The sequence below is a fragment of the Stutzerimonas stutzeri genome, from assembly GCF_000952685.1.
Lineage (GTDB): Bacteria > Pseudomonadota > Gammaproteobacteria > Pseudomonadales > Pseudomonadaceae > Stutzerimonas > Stutzerimonas stutzeri_E.
The window spans coordinates 1-14983 of the sequence record NZ_JYHV01000021.1; the positions used below are offsets into that span (position 1 = coordinate 1).

A 14983-nucleotide genomic window follows, 5' to 3' on the forward strand; every position below is an offset into this window, starting at 1 on the left:
CTCACATGGGGAGACCCCACACTACCATCGGCGATGCGTCGTTTCACTTCTGAGTTCGGGATGGGATCAGGTGGTTCCAACGCTCTATGGTCGTCAAGCAATTCGGTTGGGGAGTCGGTGTTCAGTCGCTTCCCCTAATTGGGTATGTGATGGTGTTGCTGTATTGGTTTCGCTTGCGAGCGATGCGTCTTTTCGGTTTGTTTGTCGACTTCAACCGTCTGACACGCAAACATCAAATTGTTTGGGTGTTATATGGTCAAGCCTCACGGGCAATTAGTATGGGTTAGCTCAACGCCTCACAGCGCTTACACACCCCACCTATCAACGTCGTAGTCTTCGACGGCCCTTCAGGGAGCTCAAGGCTCCAGTGAGATCTCATCTTGAGGCAAGTTTCCCGCTTAGATGCTTTCAGCGGTTATCTCTTCCGAACATAGCTACCCGGCAATGCCACTGGCGTGACAACCGGAACACCAGAGGTTCGTCCACTCCGGTCCTCTCGTACTAGGAGCAGCCCCTCTCAAATCTCAAACGTCCACGGCAGATAGGGACCGAACTGTCTCACGACGTTCTAAACCCAGCTCGCGTACCACTTTAAATGGCGAACAGCCATACCCTTGGGACCGGCTTCAGCCCCAGGATGTGATGAGCCGACATCGAGGTGCCAAACACCGCCGTCGATATGAACTCTTGGGCGGTATCAGCCTGTTATCCCCGGAGTACCTTTTATCCGTTGAGCGATGGCCCTTCCATACAGAACCACCGGATCACTAAGACCTACTTTCGTACCTGCTCGACGTGTCTGTCTCGCAGTCAAGCGCGCTTTTGCCTTTATACTCTACGACCGATTTCCGACCGGTCTGAGCGCACCTTCGTACTCCTCCGTTACTCTTTAGGAGGAGACCGCCCCAGTCAAACTACCCACCATACACTGTCCTCGATCCGGATAACGGACCAGAGTTAGAACCTCAAAGTTGCCAGGGTGGTATTTCAAGGTTGGCTCCACGCGAACTGGCGTCCACGCTTCAAAGCCTCCCACCTATCCTACACAAGCAAATTCAAAGTCCAGTGCAAAGCTATAGTAAAGGTTCACGGGGTCTTTCCGTCTAGCCGCGGATACACTGCATCTTCACAGCGATTTCAATTTCACTGAGTCTCGGGTGGAGACAGCGCCGCCATCGTTACGCCATTCGTGCAGGTCGGAACTTACCCGACAAGGAATTTCGCTACCTTAGGACCGTTATAGTTACGGCCGCCGTTTACCGGGGCTTCGATCAAGAGCTTCGCTTGCGCTAACCCCATCAATTAACCTTCCGGCACCGGGCAGGCGTCACACCCTATACGTCCACTTTCGTGTTTGCAGAGTGCTGTGTTTTTAATAAACAGTCGCAGCGGCCTGGTATCTTCGACCGGCATGAGCTTACGGGGTAAACCCTTCACCCTCACCGGCGCACCTTCTCCCGAAGTTACGGTGCCATTTTGCCTAGTTCCTTCACCCGAGTTCTCTCAAGCGCCTTGGTATTCTCTACCCAACCACCTGTGTCGGTTTGGGGTACGGTTCCTAGTTACCTGAAGCTTAGAGGCTTTTCCTGGAAGCATGGCATCAACCACTTCTCCTTCTAAAAGAAGGATCGTCATCAGTTCTCGGCATTAAGATCCCGGATTTACCTAAGACCTCTGCCTACCACCTTAAACTTGGACAACCAACGCCAAGCTGGCCTAGCCTTCTCCGTCCCCCCATCGCAGTAACTAGAAGTACGGGAATATTAACCCGTTTCCCATCGACTACGCTCTTCAGCCTCGCCTTAGGGACCGACTCACCCTGCGTCGATTAACGTTGCGCAGGAACCCTTGGTCTTTCGGCGTGCGAGTTTTTCACTCGCATTGTCGTTACTCATGTCAGCATTCGCACTTCTGATACCTCCAGCAAGCTTCTCAACTCACCTTCACAGGCTTACAGAACGCTCCTCTACCGCTCAACTTACGTTGAACCCGTAGCTTCGGTACCTGGTTTGAGCCCCGTTACATCTTCCGCGCAGGCCGACTCGACTAGTGAGCTATTACGCTTTCTTTAAAGGGTGGCTGCTTCTAAGCCAACCTCCTAGCTGTCTGAGCCTTCCCACATCGTTTCCCACTTAACCAGGATTTTGGGACCTTAGCTGACGGTCTGGGTTGTTTCCCTTTTCACGACGGACGTTAGCACCCGCCGTGTGTCTCCCGTGCTGACACTTGCTGGTATTCGGAGTTTGCATCGGTTTGGTAAGTCGGGATGACCCCCTAGCCGAAACAGTGCTCTACCCCCAGCAGTGATACACGAGGCGCTACCTAAATAGCTTTCGAGGAGAACCAGCTATCTCCGAGCTTGATTAGCCTTTCACTCCGATCCACAGGTCATCCGCTAACTTTTCAACGGTAGTCGGTTCGGTCCTCCAGTTAGTGTTACCCAACCTTCAACCTGCCCATGGATAGATCGCCCGGTTTCGGGTCTATTCCCAGCGACTAGACGCCCTATTAAGACTCGCTTTCGCTACGCCTCCCCTATTCGGTTAAGCTCGCCACTGAAAATAAGTCGCTGACCCATTATACAAAAGGTACGCAGTCACCTAACAAAGTAGGCTCCCACTGCTTGTACGCATACGGTTTCAGGATCTATTTCACTCCCCTCTCCGGGGTTCTTTTCGCCTTTCCCTCACGGTACTAGTTCACTATCGGTCAGTCAGTAGTATTTAGCCTTGGAGGATGGTCCCCCCATATTCAGACAAAGTTTCTCGTGCTCCGTCCTACTCGATTTCACTTCTAAGATCCTTTCGCGTACAGGGCTATCACCCACTATGGCCGCACTTTCCAGAGCGTTCCGCTAAAATCAAAGAAGCTTAAGGGCTAGTCCCCGTTCGCTCGCCACTACTAAGGGAATCTCGGTTGATTTCTTTTCCTCAGGGTACTTAGATGTTTCAGTTCCCCTGGTTCGCCTCACACACCTATGTATTCAGTGTGTGATAACCATCTTATGATGGCTGGGTTCCCCCATTCAGACATCTCCGGATCACAGTCTGTTTGCCGACTCCCCGAAGCTTTTCGCAGGCTACCACGTCTTTCATCGCCTCTGACTGCCAAGGCATCCACCGTATGCGCTTCTTCACTTGACCATATAACCCCAAGCAATCTGGTTACTGTCTATAACGTGAAGACGACATTCGCCGAAAATCCGCATTTCGCTCTCTCGAGCAACTCGCAAATTTTACCTTGACTTGAATAATCACCAGTGAAAGTAATTACCCAAATCTACTTCTATCACATACCCAAATTTTTAAAGAACAGTTACTGGCGCAAAGACCAGAAATCAATACACTCAAAGAGCGCATTCATTTCTGTGCTTTCAGCGATTATCGAGTTAATGGTGGAGCCAAGCGGGATCGAACCGCTGACCTCCTGCGTGCAAAGCAGGCGCTCTCCCAGCTGAGCTATGGCCCCATCTACAGATCGGCCACATCCCATGACAATTGGTGGGTCTGGGCAGATTCGAACTGCCGACCTCACCCTTATCAGGGGTGCGCTCTAACCAACTGAGCTACAGACCCAATCGTCTCTCTCGGGTCGAAACCCAATCGCTTTTCGCTAGTGAATCAAGCAATTCGTGTGGGAACTTATGAAGAAGCTGAAGTCTTCGATTAAGGAGGTGATCCAGCCGCAGGTTCCCCTACGGCTACCTTGTTACGACTTCACCCCAGTCATGAATCACTCCGTGGTAACCGTCCCCCCGAAGGTTAGACTAGCTACTTCTGGAGCAACCCACTCCCATGGTGTGACGGGCGGTGTGTACAAGGCCCGGGAACGTATTCACCGTGACATTCTGATTCACGATTACTAGCGATTCCGACTTCACGCAGTCGAGTTGCAGACTGCGATCCGGACTACGATCGGTTTTATGGGATTAGCTCCACCTCGCGGCTTGGCAACCCTTTGTACCGACCATTGTAGCACGTGTGTAGCCCAGGCCGTAAGGGCCATGATGACTTGACGTCATCCCCACCTTCCTCCGGTTTGTCACCGGCAGTCTCCTTAGAGTGCCCACCATTACGTGCTGGTAACTAAGGACAAGGGTTGCGCTCGTTACGGGACTTAACCCAACATCTCACGACACGAGCTGACGACAGCCATGCAGCACCTGTGTCAGAGCTCCCGAAGGCACCCCTCCATCTCTGGAAGGTTCTCTGCATGTCAAGGCCTGGTAAGGTTCTTCGCGTTGCTTCGAATTAAACCACATGCTCCACCGCTTGTGCGGGCCCCCGTCAATTCATTTGAGTTTTAACCTTGCGGCCGTACTCCCCAGGCGGTCGACTTAATGCGTTAGCTGCGCCACTAAGATCTCAAGGATCCCAACGGCTAGTCGACATCGTTTACGGCGTGGACTACCAGGGTATCTAATCCTGTTTGCTCCCCACGCTTTCGCACCTCAGTGTCAGTATTAGCCCAGGTGGTCGCCTTCGCCACTGGTGTTCCTTCCTATATCTACGCATTTCACCGCTACACAGGAAATTCCACCACCCTCTGCCATACTCTAGCTTGCCAGTTTTGGATGCAGTTCCCAGGTTGAGCCCGGGGCTTTCACATCCAACTTAACAAACCACCTACGCGCGCTTTACGCCCAGTAATTCCGATTAACGCTTGCACCCTTCGTATTACCGCGGCTGCTGGCACGAAGTTAGCCGGTGCTTATTCTGTCGGTAACGTCAAAACAGCAAGGTATTAGCTTACTGCCCTTCCTCCCAACTTAAAGTGCTTTACAATCCGAAGACCTTCTTCACACACGCGGCATGGCTGGATCAGGCTTTCGCCCATTGTCCAATATTCCCCACTGCTGCCTCCCGTAGGAGTCTGGACCGTGTCTCAGTTCCAGTGTGACTGATCATCCTCTCAGACCAGTTACGGATCGTCGCCTTGGTGAGCCATTACCTCACCAACTAGCTAATCCGACCTAGGCTCATCTGATAGCGCAAGGCCCGAAGGTCCCCTGCTTTCTCCCGTAGGACGTATGCGGTATTAGCGTTCCTTTCGAAACGTTGTCCCCCACTACCAGGCAGATTCCTAGGCATTACTCACCCGTCCGCCGCTGAATCAGGGAGCAAGCTCCCTTCATCCGCTCGACTTGCATGTGTTAGGCCTGCCGCCAGCGTTCAATCTGAGCCATGATCAAACTCTTCAGTTCAATACTGCTTGGGTTTTGAGAAAACCCTAAACTTGGCTCAGCAATCGCAAATCTCTTCTCCTAAAAGAAGAGCACTCAATGATTTCTCGTTGAGTACATTGTGATGCTGATAATCTTGCTGACCATCAGTCTTACCTCACAAGCACCCACACGAATTGCTTGATTCAGTTGTTAAAGAGCGTTTCGATCAAGTCTTTCGTCTCAACCGAGGCCGCGCATTCTACAGCAGCCTTGTTTCTCGTCAAGCTGTTTTTGAAGAAGTTTTTCTTTCTTCTCAACCGCTTGCGCTTCCGATCAATCTCGCGTCTCTCGTCAGCGGGAGGCGAATCATACAGCGTCCAAAACCGCTGTCAACCACCTCTTTCAACCGCCTCCGATCAACCCGACCGAAGCTGCCAACAGGACTCAACCTCCACCCTGTCAGCCCGGCGCATTCTACTCGAATCCGCCTTCCGTGCAAGCCTTTATTTTAGCTAACTTCTTGATTTACAAGACGTTTCGCCAAAAGCCTGCGCCGGAGAAGGTGCGCATTATAGGCACTCACAAAACCACGTCAACGGTTGTTTTCAGTTTTCTCTACGGGGCAAATGGCTACGTACGTGCATATAGATAGGCCTGCCCAGTTTGCCGACGGTAGAGTTTCCTCCGGCTTCCTTCAAAGTACCTTCGACAGGCTTTACACTGGGCCCTTCTTTAGATCAATCGATGACCCAAATGCCGCATACACCTGCCGATCCGCTCGACCTATTGCTGCTTCCAACTTGGCTCGTCCCGGTCGAGCCAGCCGGTGTTGTCCTGAAGAACCATGCATTAGGCATCCGTGACGGCCGCATCGTGCTGATAGCGCCTCGCGAGGAGGCAGTCCAATACATTGCCCGCGAAACACGGGACCTCACCGGAATGCTCCTGGCCCCAGGGCTTGTCAATGCTCATGGGCACGCCGCCATGACCTTGTTTCGCGGACTGGCCGACGACCTGCCACTGATGACGTGGCTGCGCGAGCACATTTGGCCAGCGGAAAGCAGGTGGGTAGACGAGGCATTCGTACAAGCCGGAAGCGAGTTGGCGATCGCGGAGCTGCTTCAAAGCGGTGTCACCTGTTTTTCTGACATGTATTTCTTCCCAGACGTAGTCAGTCAGCTCGTGCACAAGCACGGCATTCGTGCACAGATAGCGATCCCAGTGCTGGACTTCCCTATCCCAGGCGCGCGCGACGCCAACGAAGCGCTTCGCAAAGGCGTCGCGCTGTACGACGACCTCAAGCATCATCCTCGCCTGAGTATCGCATTCGGTCCACATGCACCCTACTCGGTGGCAAACGGCACGCTGGAAAACATTCGAACCCTTGTCGCGGAAATGGACATCGGCATTCATATGCACGTCCATGAAACAGCGCACGAGGTAGAAGAGTCACTGAGCAAGCATGGCGAACGCCCACTGGCTCGGCTGGCCCGCATGCAGCTTTTAGGCCCACGTTTTCAAGCCGTCCACATGACCCAGATCGATGACGAAGATATCGCCTTGCTGGTTGAACACAATTGCAGCGTCATTCACTGCCCTGAGTCCAATTTGAAACTAGCCAGCGGCTTTTGCCCAGTCGAACGCCTCTGGGAGGCCGGAATCAATGTCGGCATAGGGACCGACGGCGCAGCCAGCAATAACGACCTCGACTTGCTGGGCGAAACCCGTACCGCCGCGCTGCTTGCCAAAGCCGTCGCAGGATCGGCGACGGCTCTCGATGCCCATCGCGCGTTACGCATGGCAACGCTCAATGGCGCTCGCGCTCTCGGACTGGACGATCACACCGGATCACTGGAGATAGGAAAATTCGCAGACATGGTGGCATTCGATCTATCAGGCCTTGCGCAACAGCCCGTCTACGACCCTGTCTCCCAACTGATCTATTCCAGCGGTCGAGATTGCGTACGCCATGTATGGGTGGGCGGCAAGCAGTTGGTCGATGATCGTCGACTGATCCGTATGGATGAAGAGCACCTAATTGCCACAGCCAAGGCTTGGGGGGAGAAGATCGGCGCTAAGCATTAAACGAGCACCGCTCATGCGGTGCTGCGACAAACTGACGTACACGAAGCGCTTCACCAAAGCCTCTTCGTCTGACAGAAGGTGGCAACATGAGCATTTGCAGCTCAAGCTTCTCCCTCAAGCTTTCAAACGGAACGGATCATGAGCAACGTCGACCACGCCGAAATCGCCAAATTCGAAGCCCTGGCTCACCGCTGGTGGGACCGGGAAAGTGAGTTCAAGCCGCTGCACGAGATCAATCCGCTTCGGGTCAACTGGATCGACGAGCATGTCTCGCTAGCCGGCAAGAAGGTTTTGGACGTGGGCTGCGGCGGTGGAATTCTCAGTGAAGCCATGGCCCAGCGCGGCGCTACAGTGACTGGGATCGACATGGGCGAAGCCCCTCTGTCCGTTGCACGACTGCATTTGCTCGAGTCCGGCCTGGAAATCGACTATCGACAAATTACTGCCGAGGCGCTGGCCGAAGAGTCACCAGAGCAATTCGATGTCGTGACCTGCCTGGAGATGCTTGAGCATGTTCCCGATCCAGCCTCCGTTATTCGCGCTTGTCACAAGATGGTGAAACCTGGCGGGCAAGTGTTCTTTTCAACCATCAACCGCAACCCGAAAGCCTATGCATTCGCCATTGTAGGTGCCGAGTATCTTCTGCAACTACTGCCGCGGGGCACCCACGACTTTCGTAAGTTCATTCGCCCATCGGAGCTCGGCGCATGGAGCCGCGAGGTCGGGCTTGCAGTCCAGGACATTATCGGCCTGACATATAACCCATTGACGAAACATTACAAGCTGTCGCCGGATGTGGATGTGAACTACATGCTCCAGACGCTTCGGGAGGCCTGATGCGTCTGCGTGCAGTGTTATTCGATATGGACGGCACGCTGCTGGACACCGCGCCGGATTTCATCGCTGTCGCACAGGCCATGCGTCTGGCACGCGGCCTTGATCGCGTTCCGGACCAGCAGGTCCGCGACGTCGTTTCGGGCGGAGCTCGGGCTATGGTGCTCAGCGCCTTTGATGTCGATCCCCTGTCTGATGAGTTCGAAGTGCTGCGGCTCGAATTCCTGGACCGCTATCAGGAGCACTGTGCCGTCGAAAGCCGCCTGTATGAGGGTATGGAGGAGTTACTGGTCGAGATCGAAAAGACAAATCTTATCTGGGGGGTGGTTACCAATAAGCCGTTGCGCTTCGCCGAGCCGATCATGCATCAGCTGGGCCTCGCTTCGCGCTCTGCCGTGCTGGTCTGCCCCGACCACGTCAGCAAGAGCAAACCCGACCCGGAACCAATGTTGCTGGCATGCAGCCAACTAGATCTCGACCCCTCGACCGTGCTGTTCGTGGGTGACGATTTACGCGACATCGAGTCCGGACGCGCAGCAGGGAGCCGTACGGCAGCGGTGCGTTATGGGTATGTCCACCCCGATGACGACCCGGATACCTGGGGAGCGGACATGGTCGTTGATCATCCCCTTGAATTGCTTGCCTTGCTGCATCGTACGACCGGGAATAGCTGACTCGTCGCCCGGCCACTTTATTGATAACACCCGGTGGGTGTCACCCACGATTACATGAGGCTTCAGATGTTCAAATACTCGGCCCGCCCCGACCTGCTCAGGAATAGGATCATCATGGTCACCGGCGCAGGCCGCGGGATTGGCGAAGCCGCCGCCAAAGCCTACGCCGCGCACGGTGCGACCGTCCTGCTGCTGGGCAAGAACGAGGACAACCTCAACAGGGTATACGACGAGATCGAAGCCGCCGGCGGGCCGCAGCCGGCGGTCATACCATTCAACCTGGAAACCGCCCTACCACACCAGTACGACGAACTAGCAGCGACCGTCGAGCGAGAGTTCGGGCGACTCGATGGCTTGCTGCACAATGCAGGCATCGTCGGCCCGCGCACGCCGATCGAACAGTTGTCCGGCGACAACTTCATGCGAGTCATGCAGGTGAACGTTAACGCTGCCTTCATGCTCACCAGTAGTCTGCTCCCCCTGCTCAAATTGTCGAACGACGCCTCGGTTGTTTTCACCTCGAGCAGCGTTGGGCGGAAAGGCCGCGCCTATTGGGGCGGTTATGCCGTATCGAAGTTCGCGACCGAAGGGTTGATGCAGGTGTTGGCTGATGAACTTGATGGCACCGCATCCGTGCGCAGCAATAGCGTCAATCCGGGCGCGACTCGTACGGACATGCGCGCAAAGGCTTACCCAGGGGAAAATCCGGCGGTCAACCCGCTACCGGCAGATATCATGCCGATCTATCTCTATCTGATGGGGCCAGACAGCACGGGCATCAACGGCCAGGCGTTGAACGCTCAGTAACTTACACCATCCAAAGCGCCTGTTTTTCGGCACTTCGTAACGGTGGGCATGTCATATTGGCATCACTCCGCCGTTCCGCTGGCAACTCTTTGCCGTAACGCCAGAAAAAATTACGCTAAGTCTTTGATACGAAAAGACATCCTTGAACTGGCATTAAATTCGCTTTAGAACCTCTACCAGCGCCAATTGCGTTCGAGGTTCACTTTATGCTGCCAGAGAAGCAGGACAATACCACCGATATCGAGACCGCTCGCGTCCGGCGTCTGGAGGTCAATTTCAACAAGCCGCTATCGATACGTCAGCTCGACCTTTCCGAGCTGTTACGTAATCTGGCATCACGCCTGCAGACCAGCTTGGAGATTGACAGGTTATTGGGGTTCTTTTTTGACGAAGTCTGCAACCTGGTCCCGTTGCGCGGCCTGTCCTATCGCCATGTCGGCACTGACTCCAACCTTCAGTTTGGCGAAGCCGAGGGATTCGTCGTGAACTATTCGCTGTCCAACCAAGCCGACTCTCTCGGCGAGCTCCGCCTGTTCAGCCAATATCAGTTATCCACGTTGGCGCTGGAGCAGCTCGAAAGCGCTGTTAACTGCATGCTCTTTCCATTGCGCAATGCTCTGCTCTACCGGCATGCCCTTCAGGCCTCGCTCAAAGATTCGCTGACGGGCGCGGGGAACCGCATGGCCCTGGAGCAAAACCTGGCTCGGGAAATTGAGCTGTCCCGACGCCATGATCAGGCCATGTCAGTCATCATGTTGGACATGGATCATTTCAAGACCCTTAACGACACCCACGGACACCAGGCGGGAGACGCCGCATTGAAAGCGACCGCCCTCTTGCTTAAAGAGCAGCTGCGCAACGTGGACATGGTTTTTCGTTTTGGCGGCGAAGAGTTTGTTCTGGTGTTATCCAACACCGGGCTTGAGGCGGCCGCTGTTGTAGCCGAGCGAATCAGAGCCGCCATCCAGAACCTGTGTTTTCTCGTTGGGGAAAAGCAGGTCCGGTTGTCGGCTAGCCTTGGCTGCGCCACTTATCAATCATCCGAGTCGCAGGAAGCGCTTCTGCGTCGGGCCGATCAGGCGCTGTATCAAGCCAAACGCGACGGACGCAATCGAATGTGCGCGGCCTCGGTATAGCATTCGCTCGAATGGCTGGCGAAAAAAAGGGCGGGGCCATTATGGCCCCGCCCTTCTCATTTAGCTTGCATCCATAGCTCAAGGACGTTTGGAGCGATCACCGCGTCCGAAGCCAGGACGCTGCCCTTCAGAGGCCGGCGGTCCATTGCGCTTGGCGGGAGACGGTTTGCCGCGATTGCGCCCAACAGTACTCGGCCGCTCCGCCACGGGTGTGCCGCGACTCGGTTTGCTGCGTTCATCGGCGTCACGCGGTTTGCGCGCCGGCTGATCGTTGCGCGTACGACGACCGTTATTGCCACCACTCGATGCATCCGCTTCATGAGCCGAGCGCAGAACCCTGGGGCGGCGCTCGGCGCGTCCGATAGGCTTGGCCACCTTGCGCTGCATACGGTCGAGCTTCTCCTTGGTCTTCGCTTTCATCCCCGGTAGCGCCACCGGCTTGAGCCCCACCTCCTCGCTGAGGATGTCGACTTCGCTCTGAGACATCTCGCGCCAGCGCCCCATAGGCAGGTCCGAAGTCATGAACACCGGCCCGAAGCGCACACGCTTCAACCGGCTGACGACGAGACCTTGAGACTCCCAAAGACGGCGCACCTCGCGGTTGCGCCCCTCCATCACCACGCAGTGGTACCAATGATTGAAGCCTTCCCCACCGGGCGCTTGCTGAATATCGGTGAACCGCGCCGGCCCGTCTTCAAGCATGACGCCCGTTTTCAGGCGCTCGATCATCTCGTCGTCGACTTCACCACGCACGCGCACTGCGTACTCACGGTCCATCTCATAGGACGGATGCATCAGGCGATTGGCCAGCTCGCCGTCAGTGGTGAATAGCAGCAGGCCGGTCGTATTGATATCGAGACGACCGATATTGATCCAGCGCCCTTCTTTCGGACGGGGCAGGCGATCAAAAACCGTCGGGCGACCCTCTGGGTCATCACGAGTGCAAATCTCGCCATCCGGCTTGTTGTAGATCAGGACACGGCGAACCACTTCAGCGGCTTCTTCGCGCTTGAGCAAGCGACCATCGACCGCGATCGCATCATGCAGATCGACGCGCTGACCCAGCGTCGCTACGGCGCCGTTGACCTTGACCCGGCCAGCGGCAATCCAGTTCTCCACGTCGCGGCGCGAAGCCAGGCCAATTCTGGCCAGGACCTTCTGCAGCTTTTCGCCGTGGGCAATATGAGGGGTTTCATCGTCGTGTTCGGTCATCTGGGCACCTCCCGGTGTGGCAGTTCCGATAGAAAGGCCGCGCACTATACGCGGCCCGGCTCACCAAAGCACTAGGAAGGTTAGCAGCCCGAACCAAGGTGCGCGCAGAGCGGCGCGCCAGGTGATTACAGGCTCAGCGTTTATCCAGCGCCGCCAGTGCGTCAGCCGTCGCTTGCTGAATCGCTGCCCAGTCACCGTTCTTCAGTGCCGCGCCGTCAATCATCCAGGTTCCGCCAACGCACATCACGTTGGGCAATGCCAGGTATTGCGCCGCGTTGCTCGCATTGACGCCCCCAGTCGGGCAGAAGCGAACATCACCGAAGGGTCCACCGAGTGCCTTGATTGCCGCAACACCACCGCATACCTCGGCTGGGAAAAGCTTAAAACGGCGGTAGCCGAGTGCGTAGCCGCGCATGATGTCCGACGCATTGCTAATGCCAGCCAACAACGGCACCGAGCTGTTCACGCCCGCTTGCAACAACTCATCCGTGCAACCCGGCGAGACGATGAATTGCGCGCCTGCTGCCTCGACTTCGTCCATCATCCGCTTGTCTAGCACCGTGCCTGCGCCCACACAGAGTTCAGGCCGCTCTTCACGCAGGCGACGGATGGCAGTGAGGCCGTGTGCCGAGCGCAGCGTGATCTCCAACGCCTTCAGGCCGCCCGCGGCGAGTGCATCGGCCAACGGCAAGATCTGCTCCTCGCTGCCTATGGTGATGACTGGAAGGATTCGGGCTTCGGTACAGATCTTTTCGATCAGTGCGTTTTTCTGGTCCATGGTCATGGAAAGTCCTCGGGCCTCACGGGCACCAGTAGATCTCTAACGGGGAATGCAGAAATGCGCGGATGGGCATCTGCAAGGTTTCGAGCTGCATTGCCTGACGCAGGGTTTCCAGCTTGGCCGGCCCTTGGATGGCCAGGCACTGAACCCGCGCGGTGGCCAGCAATGAATAGGTCATGCTGATGCGCTGTTCCGGGCTGACAGGTGCTTGCATCGGCAGGCAATGGGCTGCCCCATCTGGATCGAGCCCTTGGGCCAGCAATGGACTGTTCGGAAACAACGAAGCGGTATGACCGTCGTTGCCCATACCGAGCACCAGTACATCAATGGGCTGGTGCAGATCATCCAATCGGTGGCTAGCCAGCCGAGCGGCCTGCTCAAGTGTTTCGGCCGGCTGATACAGACCGAGCAGTTGCGCATCGGCTGCGGCATTCTGCAACAAATGGCGGCGAACCAGCCCTTCGTTGCTGTCGGCATCGTTGACATCGACCCACCGCTCGTCAGCGAGACTCACCTGCACCTTCGCCCAGTCCAGTGGGCAAGTCGACAATACCTCTAGAAAGGCGATGGGGCTGCGGCCGCCAGACACCACCAGGCTGGCACAGCCATGAGTCGCTACAGCGTAGCTCAGCGCCTCGGCGACCCGATCAGCCAACGCCCGGGCCATCTGATCGGGATCAGCGAGGCTATGTGCAACTACGCCCGAAGGCAGTTCAAGTTCAGAGATCGCCATACCAAGACCTCCCATCACGAGTGATCAAGGCGATGGACGCGACCGGCCCCCATGACCCGGCGGGATAGGGCTTCGGTGCGTCACCGAGGCGCGACCAGCCATCGATGAGCTGGTCACACCATTTCCAGGCGTATTCGATTTCGTCTTTGCGCACGAACAGATTCTGATTGCCCTGCATCACCTCCAACAGCAGGCGCTCATAGGCATCGGGAATGCGCGAGCTCTTGTAGGTCTCGGAGAAGTTGAGCTGCAGCGGCCCACTGCGAAGGTGCATGCCCTTGTCGAGCCCCTGCTCCTTGGTCATCACCTGCAGCGAGATGCCCTCGTCCGGCTGCAAGCGGATGATCAGCCGGTTGCTGATCAGCGAACGCTGCTCAGGCGCGAAAATATAAAATGGTGGCTCTTTGAAATGGATGACGATCTGCGAGACCTTTTCGGCCATGCGTTTCCCGGTACGCAGATAGAACGGCACGCCCGACCAGCGCCAGTTACAGATATCGGCACGCAGCGCGACGAAGGTCTCGGTGCTACTTTCGGCGTTGGAGTTTTCCTCCTCCAAATACCCTGGAACCGCCTTGCCGCCGACCGAACCAGCCACATACTGGCCGCGCACTACCTGCTGACCGAGGCGTTCCGGCGTGATCGGTGCCAGCGCCTTGAGTACCTTGACCTTCTCGTCGCGAATGCTGTCGGCGGTGAGGTCGCTCGGCGGATCCATCGCGATCAGGCACAACAGCTGCAGCAGATGGTTCTGGATCATGTCGCGCAGCTGTCCGGCCTGATCGAAATACCCCCATCGCCCTTCGATGCCGACCGTCTCGGCGACGGTAATCTCGACGTGAGAAATGTGGTGCTGATTCCACTGAGTCTCGAACAGGCTGTTGGCGAAGCGCAGTGCGATCAGGTTCTGTACCGTCTCCTTGCCAAGGTAGTGGTCGATCCGGTAAATCCGGGTTTCGGGAAAGTACTTTGCGACCGCGTCATTGACCACGCGCGAGGATTCAAGATCGTGTCCGATGGGTTTTTCCAGCACGACGCGGGTCTGCTCGGCCAATCCGACCGCAGCGAGGTGTTCGCAGATCGAACCGTAAACCGAGGCAGGCGTGGCGAAATACGCAATCAAGGGCATGTCAGACGACACCGCCTCAGCCAGCGCCGCATAATCATGTGCGTCGCGGAAATCCATCGTGAAGTATTCCAGCCGCGTCTGAAAGCGCGCGAGCGCCGTTTCGTCCAGTTGCGCGGCAGGGATGTACCGTCGCAATGCCTGATCGATCCGCTCCAGATGGACGGCAGGCTCTCCTTTATCCCGCGAAAGCGCCAATATGCGCGTATCGCTATGAAGGAGCCCCGCTCGGTCTAGCTGGTAAAGTGCGGGAAACAGCTTGCGCAGTGCCAAATCGCCCAGAGCGCCGAACAAAGCAAAGGTGGTCGCGTCAACAGTAATAGCAGGCATGTTTTTTATACTAACCAAATTAAGCTGCATGACAGATTCGTTAGCGCAGTTTAAGCGCATAATGTTGTTATTAAAACAACATAACCTGTTTTTTTTGCGCT

Annotated in this window: 9 protein-coding genes, 2 tRNA genes and 3 rRNA genes; 5 read left to right on the forward strand and 9 right to left on the reverse strand. The window is 56.1% G+C overall.

Annotated elements, in window-relative coordinates:
* The 5 genes from rrf to UF78_RS12690 all read right to left on the reverse strand — a co-directional run.
* Positions 1–98 (reverse strand): 5S ribosomal RNA (gene rrf / locus UF78_RS12670); the annotation flags it as partial.
* A gap of 154 nt (positions 99–252) precedes the next feature.
* Positions 253–3143 (reverse strand): 23S ribosomal RNA (locus UF78_RS12675).
* A 249-nt stretch (positions 3144–3392) separates the two neighbouring features.
* Positions 3393–3468: transfer RNA gene (locus UF78_RS12680), tRNA-Ala, on the reverse strand.
* A gap of 30 nt (positions 3469–3498) precedes the next feature.
* Positions 3499–3575 (reverse strand) — tRNA-Ile (locus UF78_RS12685).
* A 91-nt stretch (positions 3576–3666) separates the two neighbouring features.
* Positions 3667–5203 (reverse strand): 16S ribosomal RNA (locus UF78_RS12690).
* A 705-nt stretch (positions 5204–5908) separates the two neighbouring features.
* On the opposite strand from UF78_RS12690, the gene UF78_RS12695 reads away from it, so the two are divergent.
* From UF78_RS12695 to UF78_RS12715, 5 genes are all read left to right on the forward strand, one after another.
* Positions 5909–7249 carry a TRZ/ATZ family hydrolase gene (locus UF78_RS12695; RefSeq protein ID WP_423831476.1) on the forward strand — a complete coding sequence of 447 codons (1341 nt, stop codon included), beginning with the start codon at positions 5909–5911 and terminating at the stop codon, positions 7247–7249.
* A gap of 138 nt (positions 7250–7387) precedes the next feature.
* Positions 7388–8086, forward strand: coding sequence for a bifunctional 2-polyprenyl-6-hydroxyphenol methylase/3-demethylubiquinol 3-O-methyltransferase UbiG (ubiG, locus tag UF78_RS12700; RefSeq protein ID WP_045162581.1), 699 nt, complete (start codon positions 7388–7390; stop codon positions 8084–8086).
* A complete protein-coding gene (mupP, locus tag UF78_RS12705) occupies positions 8086–8757 on the forward strand; it encodes an N-acetylmuramic acid 6-phosphate phosphatase MupP (protein ID WP_045162582.1) in 672 nt (223 codons plus the stop codon). The genes ubiG and mupP overlap by 1 nt, the downstream gene beginning before the upstream one ends.
* 66 nt (positions 8758–8823) lie before the next feature.
* Complete coding sequence (locus UF78_RS12710; RefSeq protein WP_045162583.1) at positions 8824–9564, forward strand: YciK family oxidoreductase; 741 nt, start codon at positions 8824–8826, stop codon at positions 9562–9564.
* A 206-nt stretch (positions 9565–9770) separates the two neighbouring features.
* A complete protein-coding gene (locus tag UF78_RS12715) occupies positions 9771–10700 on the forward strand; it encodes a GGDEF domain-containing protein (protein WP_045162584.1) in 930 nt (309 codons plus the stop codon).
* Positions 10701–10778: 78 nt separating this feature from the next.
* Here the strand turns inward: UF78_RS12715 and rluB are convergent, their stop codons facing one another.
* The 4 genes from rluB to zwf form a co-directional block, all read right to left on the reverse strand.
* Positions 10779–11912 carry a 23S rRNA pseudouridine(2605) synthase RluB gene (gene rluB / locus UF78_RS12720; protein ID WP_045162585.1) on the reverse strand — a complete coding sequence of 378 codons (1134 nt, stop codon included), beginning with the start codon at positions 11910–11912 and terminating at the stop codon, positions 10779–10781.
* Between the two features lie 133 nt (positions 11913–12045).
* Positions 12046–12696, reverse strand: coding sequence for a bifunctional 4-hydroxy-2-oxoglutarate aldolase/2-dehydro-3-deoxy-phosphogluconate aldolase (locus tag UF78_RS12725; protein ID WP_045162586.1), 651 nt, complete (start codon positions 12694–12696; stop codon positions 12046–12048).
* A gap of 16 nt (positions 12697–12712) precedes the next feature.
* Positions 12713–13426: a 6-phosphogluconolactonase gene (pgl, locus tag UF78_RS12730; RefSeq protein ID WP_045162587.1), complete on the reverse strand. Its 714-nt coding sequence runs from the start codon at positions 13424–13426 to the stop codon at positions 12713–12715.
* Positions 13413–14882, reverse strand: coding sequence for a glucose-6-phosphate dehydrogenase (gene zwf, locus UF78_RS12735; protein WP_045162671.1), 1470 nt, complete (start codon positions 14880–14882; stop codon positions 13413–13415). Before zwf ends, pgl begins: the two co-directional genes overlap by 14 nt.
* Between the last annotated feature and the right edge of the window lie 101 nt (positions 14883–14983).

Bases quoted from the DNA above. Each gene is read 5' to 3' on its own strand.
- UF78_RS12695 (WP_423831476.1), top strand. From the start codon at position 5,909: ATGACCCAAATGCCGCATACACCTGCCGATCCGCTCGACCTATTGCTG.
- ubiG (WP_045162581.1), top strand. From the start codon at position 7,388: ATGAGCAACGTCGACCACGCCGAAATCGCCAAATTCGAAGCCCTGGCT.
- mupP (WP_045162582.1), top strand. From the start codon at position 8,086: ATGCGTCTGCGTGCAGTGTTATTCGATATGGACGGCACGCTGCTGGAC.
- UF78_RS12710 (WP_045162583.1), top strand. From the start codon at position 8,824: ATGTTCAAATACTCGGCCCGCCCCGACCTGCTCAGGAATAGGATCATC.
- UF78_RS12715 (WP_045162584.1), top strand. From the start codon at position 9,771: ATGCTGCCAGAGAAGCAGGACAATACCACCGATATCGAGACCGCTCGC.
- rluB (WP_045162585.1), bottom strand. From the start codon at position 11,912: ATGACCGAACACGACGATGAAACCCCTCATATTGCCCACGGCGAAAAG.
- UF78_RS12725 (WP_045162586.1), bottom strand. From the start codon at position 12,696: ATGACCATGGACCAGAAAAACGCACTGATCGAAAAGATCTGTACCGAA.
- pgl (WP_045162587.1), bottom strand. From the start codon at position 13,426: ATGGCGATCTCTGAACTTGAACTGCCTTCGGGCGTAGTTGCACATAGC.
- zwf (WP_045162671.1), bottom strand. From the start codon at position 14,882: ATGCCTGCTATTACTGTTGACGCGACCACCTTTGCTTTGTTCGGCGCT.